3 protein-coding genes and 2 pseudogenes are annotated in these 8,089 nt (G+C 59.4%); 3 read left to right on the top strand and 2 right to left on the bottom strand.

Annotated elements, in window-relative coordinates; all coding sequences use genetic code 11:
• Both Q0X68_RS12595 and Q0X68_RS13205 read right to left on the bottom strand, forming a co-directional pair.
• A pseudogene (locus Q0X68_RS12595) lies at positions 1-2,944 on the bottom strand (hypothetical protein); the annotation flags it as partial.
• Positions 2,945-3,439: 495 nt separating this feature from the next.
• Positions 3,440-4,039, bottom strand: a pseudogene (locus tag Q0X68_RS13205) (DNRLRE domain-containing protein); the annotation flags it as partial.
• Between the two features lie 1,158 nt (positions 4,040-5,197).
• Between Q0X68_RS13205 and Q0X68_RS12590 the strand changes: the two are divergent.
• The 3 genes from Q0X68_RS12590 to Q0X68_RS12580 all read left to right on the top strand — a co-directional run bounded on the left by Q0X68_RS12590 (position 5,198) and on the right by Q0X68_RS12580 (position 7,958).
• Positions 5,198-6,088: an RHS repeat-associated core domain-containing protein gene (locus Q0X68_RS12590; RefSeq protein ID WP_297752412.1), complete on the top strand. Its 891-nt coding sequence runs from the start codon at positions 5,198-5,200 to the stop codon at positions 6,086-6,088.
• On the top strand, positions 6,072-6,917 hold the full coding sequence (locus Q0X68_RS12585) for a hypothetical protein (protein ID WP_297752409.1): 846 nt from the start codon (positions 6,072-6,074) through the stop codon (positions 6,915-6,917). Before Q0X68_RS12590 ends, Q0X68_RS12585 begins: the two co-directional genes overlap by 17 nt.
• A gap of 318 nt (positions 6,918-7,235) precedes the next feature.
• On the top strand, positions 7,236-7,958 hold the full coding sequence (locus Q0X68_RS12580) for an ABC transporter ATP-binding protein (protein ID WP_297752406.1): 723 nt from the start codon (positions 7,236-7,238) through the stop codon (positions 7,956-7,958).
• Positions 7,959-8,089 lie beyond the last annotated feature (131 nt).

Below are 8,089 nucleotides of genomic sequence, written 5' to 3'. Positions count from 1 at the left end.
GATCATAGAGATGGTGGCGTTCAATCTTGCCGGGGAGTTTCTCGACCAGGAGTTGGCCTTGAGCGTCGTAGGCGGCAGCAGCGGTCCATGACCGGGAGTCCTTGTGGACGGTCGTCTTGGTCAGCAGCCCGCGATGCTCCATCTGCCCGTTGGCGTCGGTGCCGTCGTAGGTGAACGTGGTCTCGGTCTGGGGGGTCACGACCTTGGTGATGTCACCGAGATGGTTGTAGGTCGTCGTAGTCGTACCACTGCCCGAGGCAGTGTAGGTGAGTTGTCTGCCCCAGGAATCGTAGGTCATCGTCGTCGATCCCGCCGTTGACTGGGTGCCGGTGATGAGTCCGGTGGTGTCGTCGTAGGTGGTCGTCACCGCCGGGATCGGGGTCGAGTCTGGCAGTCCGGTGACGGTGGTCGAGACGGTCGCGGGCCGTATCTTCGCATCGAAGATGGTGGTCGTGGTCCGTGTCACCGCTGCGGAGATGTCCTGTTGGGTGGCGGCTGCACCGTGCCATTGGTAGTCGCGGTGGTAGGTCACCGGCAATGGCGCCCCGTCTGGCTGCGAGGCGGGGCCTTCGCTGCACACATACCCTGCCCAGGCTGGCTGCCCGCCGCAGGACGAATCAATTGGATTGGTGCCCGAGCTCCAGTAGACGGTGCGGCGAGTGCCAGGATCGGTCGAGCCCGCCCCGGGTTGGCGCTGTTCGATCACTCGCCCTTGGGCGTCGTAGCGGGTCTCACGCCGGATATCTGCACTGTCCGGTACCCCATTGCTGTTCATATCGAGCGTAACCGAGGTCGCTGTTCTTAGATCCCAGCCAGACTTTGAGTCCGAGGCCTCCAGCTTGTCATAACCCGTAAAGGTTGTGGTGAGCGTCTCCACCACTGTCCCGTCGGGACGCTCAGCAGTCACCTGGATCTTGGTCGGCAACGACAGCCCAGGGCGGGGGGCGCCTTCGTCGTAGGTGGTGGCGACATGCTTGCGCAGCATCTCTGCCACGTCTGAGCCCTTGGTACGGATCACCGCCGTAGGCGTATACACATGTTCCACACGCGTCCGAGCGGGCACCAACACCATTCCGTCAGCGCCAGCGATGGCGGTTTGATTGAACACAGTGGTTGTGGCTGCCGCACTGATGTCGGTGATATCGCCGGAGCGGATCGCAGCGGTGGCGCGTGCATCCCACGAGCTCGTCACGTTGTCCGACTCGTCGTAGACGTTCGCGGTCAACTGCCACGCTCCACCGCCGAAGGATCCCTCGTGAATCGTGTAGCCCATATCATCGGTCAGCCACACATCCGCACGCTGCCATGCCTCCTCTGTCGGGGCACCATCGATGACCTGATCAGGGCCGAACACCGCGAATACCTTCGTAGCTCGTCGGGGAAGCCCATAGGCATCGAACTGGGTGAGGTCGAGGCCAGGCACCGCGTCGAGAGGCTGATCGGCCACGACCGCTGCCAGTTGCGCAGTACCGCCACCAGCGCTCGCAGGGACCGGGCGCGTCACCTTGACCAGCTTGCCGGCACTGTAGTGATAGGACACGGTCGCCAACCCTGGATCCGTAACCGACGCTAGCCGCTGGCTCGCGCCGTCCCAGGTGTATGTCGTCGTCAAACCAGTGACCATATCTGTCTGGGCAACTAGCTTCCCAGACGAGTCATAGCGATACCGCGACAATTCCTTGACATCCGTACCCGCCTGCGCAGTGATGCTCTTCAGACGGCCCTGGTAGTCACCATTACCGGTAGCCGTCGCGTAGGACAACCGCAGTATGCGACACCCATCCACCGGCTTTCCTGGAACACACTCCGTCGTCACACCGTCCGGTTTCGGGGCAATGATGTCAGTAACTCGGCCTTGACCGTCGTAGCGATACGAGGTCGTCTCACCCGTGGCTGAATCCCACACCGAATCCGTGATGAACTTCGCTTCCCCAGTCGTTGTGGGGGCAGTGCGGGTTGTGAACCTAGTGTGAACGCCGTCCTCGTCAATGACCGTGACTTTCGTCGCCGCACCATTGCCGGAGACCTGTACGCGCAATTCGCTGGCTTCTGCTTCAGCGCCGATCGGAGCGTACTCTCCCACGGCCAGAGTTGCCCCTGTGCGTACAGAGCCATCATTGGGCGCACCGAACGGCAGCACCTGTCCGTCCGCGCTGGCCAACACCAACGTGCCATCAAACAACGTATTGTCGATCAGCTCCATCTCGGACACACCTGTTGGGCCGCCACCTAGTGACGCAACCCAACCTGGCCCGAACACTCCTTGTGCCGGAGACATCTCGCCGGCGAACGTCGAATGTGTCCGAGACACCGACAACTCACCCGTCGGTGTTGACAGCTCTCCATCTGTGGTGCTGACTTGCAGCTCGCCAGTCCACAGGGCCACCTGGCCGCCAGCCACGTCATCGACCGGGAACCCTGCACCAAACGCATGCGGCACACGAACGATCTCCCGCGACGACGTCACCAGCGTGGATAGCCCATACGTGAACTTCACACGCGTCTCCAACACCACGCTCGCGCGCTTACTCAACTCCGGATGGGCCTCAAGAATCTGTGATGTGTCCAGCAGGCCAGACACCATCGTCTTGGCCGGATCCGCCGTCACCTTCGCCGACGAGTCATACCAAATTGTGCTTCCCTTCACCCGCCACTGGATCGCGCCCTGCACCTGCAACCCACTCTGCGCCGGGGCGCCCACACCCTCGACCTTCACCCCACCGTGCGTCGTCACCGCTGCCGTTGGGGTTACCAGCGACGGCGCTCCATACCCAAAACTGTACGTCGATATCGCAGATTTCTTCCCAGTCGGCGACGTCACATACGCCTCAATCTGATGCCCACCGGGAACACCGCCGACCCGCACATCCGCGGCCTTGGCGTCAGCCGAAATCTGATTGAATGTTTTCTCCTGCCACGCCCCGCCGTTGACTCGCCACGTCACCTTCGTCGGTGACGATGACCACGACGTATGTCGGGCAGTGAGGGTGCACGTCTCTGCCGAGCGTACGCGCTCGGCCCATGTCTTGTTCGCCGAGGCCGGGCACGCGATCTTCGGGGCATATGGCGCAATGAACGCCGGGCGAACTTCCTTCCCAGGTCCCCACCCTGACCAGACGCGACCGTCAAAACTTCGGGCCCTGATCCACGTATTCTTGTTATCCGGAATGGCTACCCGCGATGTGCACGACGCAGTACCACCCGATGCCACTGCCCCAGCCTCGCACAGAACCACCGGCTGATCTGTCGCAGTATAGAAGTACGCGAACTGCACCTTCACCGAGTCTTTGTCCGGATCCGAGACCGGCACTCTCAACCGCGGTTTCGGATTCCCCAAAAACAACTTCGTCGACCCATCGGCAACCTTGGCGGAAACCAGCCCATCGACTACCGGGACCCCCGGAGTGTTTGGTGCGCGGTTATACACGACTGTCAAGAGCGGTTTGTGCACACCCTCCGACGAGTGGAAACGCTTCCATCCCCAAGAGCGGTCTTCTGTATCGGCACGCAACATCATGCCTACTTGCGATTGAGTAGTTTTTGACCAAGCTTTTGCTTGAGCCGTCATATCGAGCACAACCCGCCCCGCAGGACATGAAGATGAGTACCCCTTAGCTGCGGCCACCCATGCGCGTCGAGCCCCAATCGAAGGTTGTGTCGTCCAACGAGTCGCAGTCGTCGCTAACCCGGAGTCATACGACGAAAACGCGCTCGAGGAACAACTCCACGACCAAGACTCATACAGTGACAAGTTCGCACTCACGACATCGCGACCCTTAAATAGCCCAGCACTAAAGTTCAGGAAACTCCGAGCCACTTGGCCCTGACCGTTATTACCTACTTTCAGTTCTGCCGACCGCGACTGATCCGTGGTAAACCCCTGCTGTACAAACGTGTCGAAGACAGGCCCACCAGTAGCCACGGCATAGGTTGGATCGATCGAGATGGGAAACTCCCGCGCAGGATCCAGCAGCCACTGCGTATCCGCCCGAACTTCAACGGCTTGGCTGGATGCTGCGCGTCGCGCTTGGGGTCTCATGTTATCTATTCCAAATCCAACACGCCGTTCGGCACCCTTTTCGCCCGGAATCGCTGCATGCGAATCCCACATCGAAGGTGGCGCGAATCTCCCGATGGGCTTCCCATTCTGCGAAAGCTTGACTCCACCATCGCGCTCGGCAGCCACGGAGCCTCGAGAACGCACCACGAATGGAAGCTCTAGTCCATCCGAACCCCCAAAACGAGTCACCAACCGTCTTGCAGCCGCAGCGTTTTTCACAACCCACAACAGCTCAAACCCACCCGACCGGACATCAACTGACACATCCACACCCGGAAACACATCGGGATAGCGCGCCGTGGAGCCTTCCAGCAAGGGCTTCGGAAGCGCCTGCCCTTGCAATGTCACCGCAACTTCGTCAGCACTCCCAGCATCAAACACCACCAAGTCAGACGTTGATGGGCCACCCGATAACACCACGTCAACAGGCATGGCTCCCGGAACAACTACCGACCCGGAAACCTTCAGCGACGTGTCAATATCTCGCCATCCATCAGCCGCATCGGCATCTCTAAACCGCACAGGGGCAGCAGAGACTTCTTCCTCAACGGCACCATCAGGACGCGCAAAAACCCGCGACGACTCAGTCCGTTCAGACAGCACCTCCACCCGCGCCCCTTGCGCCCGAGCAGTCACTACTGCTGAAACCCAATCAGGTCGCACCAGAGGAACGGCCGAAGTGGCTGATCCCCGCACATCTCCATCATCAGTCGGAGCAGCCCACGCCGGGCCGACTACTCCAACGCCCACCGTCAACGAAATGGCTATCAGCAGCACCAATGCACGCTTCATAATCACCACAAACCTCGCTCAACTTTGAGACCCAACAAGGCCTGCGGCGACTCACGCATCCGCCCGCATTAACGGAATTTTGACATCAAGCGCTGCAACTACGCAAGATCCGATTTGTTACTTCACAGAGATCTACGCAAGCTTGCAGCATGTAGAACCATAGCCAAGCAGGCAGCTCGCCAACATAGTCACAATCGTTGCCGCTGCAGGCGCTCGGTGAGTGTGTCGTATGGGTTGGATGTTGCTGGGCGTCGCACGGTGCAGACCACGCGCCGCACGTTGGAAACGACTGTCACTGAGTCGGTGACGAATCACTATGTGGATGATTCGGATAATCCTGGGTGGGTGACCACCGTCACCGCAGACCGGGCGTCGACGACGGCGTACGCGGACCTGACCAGTGGCGGGTTGTCGTTGTCGATCACGACCACCGGTGATATCACGACCGGGGAACTGGCGCTCGCGAATCCGCGCGGGGATGTGTCCGCCACCATCACCCTCCCAGCGGATGGGGAGATGGTGCAGGGGCTTGATCGGTGGACCCGCTACACCGAATACGGCACACCAGTTGTCGCACCCTTCACAGGTGCGGGTGGTGTTGCAGCCAACGGCTACGGGTGGCTGGGTGCGAAACAGCGCACCACCACACAGATCGGAATCCTCCTCATGGGGGCACGTCTTTATAACCCGGTCACTGGTTTGTTCACCAGCCTCGACCCCATCTACGGCGGCAACGACACCCCGTATGCCTACCCCAACGACCCCATCAACAAACAAGACACCACCGGCCAAGCATGGTGGCGAGTGGGATTGGTTGCCGCTAGTTTTATTCCTGGCCCTATCGGGTGGGTAGCAAGTGGTGCTCTTGCTGTCGATGCGGTACGCAGGGGACGCTACGCAGAAGCAGCGCTTTCCCTTCTAGGACCGGCAGGAAGAGGACTCAAATATGCCGCGCGTGTCACGCAAATAGCCCGATCCACCAAGAGTTGGCGCGCAGCCAAAGGAGCGATCAAGCACGTGGTCAAGAACGGTAACAACACCCTCAGAATGAACCGGACCCGCGTGTCACTCGGCCCCCAACACAAACACTGGAAGAAACTCCCTAAGTGGCGCCGTCGAGTTGATCGTCTCCATGTGCATGCCGAACGCAGAAAACTCATCGTTGAGTGGAACAGAAAAGGCGAGGCTCAGTTGCTTATCAAACGAAAAAGGGGAGTAAATGGCCGCCGCCATTGAGATAATTAGACAGAAGCTATCGCTCATGGATATCAAGGTCGAGCGAGACGCCGATAGTACTGGATATCCCATGCTTCTTGCCTTCAAGAACGGTAGGATATGCGAGATTGCCAGCTATGACATAAGCGGCGATGGAGATGATGACGATGTCGGATACGAGATCTATCTCTCTAACGGATTTTCAAAGGATATGATTGGCTGGGACGAGGAAGATGTCGTCACAAAGGGCGTCTGCATTATACGATCCTTCATTCAAGATGATTTTTTTCTAAACTCGCGCCACCTTCTTAGTTACATTCAAGGTTTTCCCGGAAAATCTTTTAATTATTCCTGCGAAGAAGCAACCTCTTGGCCGGTGAAGTCTTGGCCCTACTGGTTTCCGGAGGGTCCCCCCGGTGGCCTTTTTCACCGGCGTTTCCCAGCAGGGGCCTCGATGAAGCGGACTGGAACCGATTGGGTTGCCACCATGCCTTTAGCGCCTTCTGATTGGTTAAATTTACCACATACCGAGTTCTCAATCACCAAGCCTTGGGATATGGAATCTGGGACATTCTCATTAGCACAGAGTTCCATGGAAATAACGTTTCGATTAGGTAGAGACTGGTTAGAATCCCGACTACCTTCAGGGATGCGCTGTGTTGCCTTCTCTTCCAGAAATGATCAGCTTCCTCCCATCGCGGCGGCTAGCCAGATCATGCGTCAGGCCGGGGCTACTGACGGACGGATGCTGCCGAAGTGGCGCTGCTCAACCGGTAAACTCACCGACGACTACGTCATTGTCTTGCAGCACCCTAACAAAGCAGGAGAGACAGGATCTTGTGAGGCTTGATTCATCCAGGATTGTAACGATCATTCAAAAGAGGATACTCCTCTCCCCGGGGTCATCCACAACTCTCGACTGAATACACCTAGCGCGACTCACGCATCTGCCCATATTGGGAAGATAATCCGGAATTAGCCAAGCGCACAAGATGTTACGTTGGCTGAATTCTCTGGAGCGCAGAGCACCTTGGTTTCGCTCTGATTCGCTAATCCGATAGCCGGGTTTGAAGAGAAATATGTGATTACGTTTGATGCTGTGCTGCGCAGCTTCGCGACGGGCGATGAGCACGGCTGCTGCTGATCGAACTTCTACCTCTCAGCTGCGATGGCCTACGCTGACACCATGCCCCTCGCTCTGGAAGCCCACGATCTGCGGCTCTCGTTTGGCACAAAGCCCGCCTTGGATGGCCTGAGCCTCACAGCGTCTCCGGGCACAGTCACCGCACTGCTCGGCCCCAACGGTGCAGGCAAGACCACGTTCATCCGCTGCTGCACCGCGCTCCTCACACCCGACGAGGGTTCGTTGAAGATCTTCGGCCACGCGCCAGGTTCTGCCGATGCGCGCGCACGCGTCGGGTTGATGCCACAGGCCACTGGCGCGTGGGCGGCGGTGACCCCGTCGAAACTGTTGCGCTACCTCGCCAGCCTGTACGCGCACCCGCAGCCGGTCGATGAGCTCATGCAGGTCCTGCACATCGACGAGTTCGCCACCACCGCGTATCGCAGACTCTCCGGCGGGCAGCAGCAGGCCGTGAACCTGGCTGGGGCACTCGTCGGACGACCCTCGCTGGTGTTCCTCGACGAGCCCACGTCGGGGCTGGACCCTCGAGCTCGCCATCAGACGTGGCAGCTCATCCGTTCAGTGCGCGACGCCGGCGTCGCCGTCGTGCTCACCACCCACAACATGGCGGAGGCCGAGGAGCTCTCCGATACCGTCACCATCATGCACCGTGGGCGCGCTCGGGCGAGCGGCACCGTCGCACAGCTCGATGCCAAGTACGGAACCCTCGAGAACGCATTTCTGCAGTGCACAGAGGAGGACGCATGAACCTCGACTTCACTCCCGCCCCCGCTGCAGCACCTCGCAGGGCGCAGGTGTGGCAGCACGCCAAGATGGAAGCCGGGCTCATCCTGAGCAACGGCGAGCAACTCATCCTCGCCATCGTATTTCCCGTAACC

This window comes from uncultured Tessaracoccus sp. (genome assembly GCF_947286155.1).
In the GTDB taxonomy this organism is placed as follows: domain Bacteria; phylum Actinomycetota; class Actinomycetes; order Propionibacteriales; family Propionibacteriaceae; genus Arachnia.
The sequence above is the reverse complement of the archived record's forward strand: the minus strand, read 5'-3'. Positions and strand labels throughout refer to the sequence as shown.

What these genes read in the sequence shown, in the direction of transcription:
- Q0X68_RS12585 (WP_297752409.1), top strand. Translation starts at nt 6,072, where the DNA reads ATGGCCGCCGCCATTGAGATAATTAGACAGAAGCTATCGCTCATGGAT.
- Q0X68_RS12580 (WP_297752406.1), top strand. Translation starts at nt 7,236, where the DNA reads ATGGCCTACGCTGACACCATGCCCCTCGCTCTGGAAGCCCACGATCTG.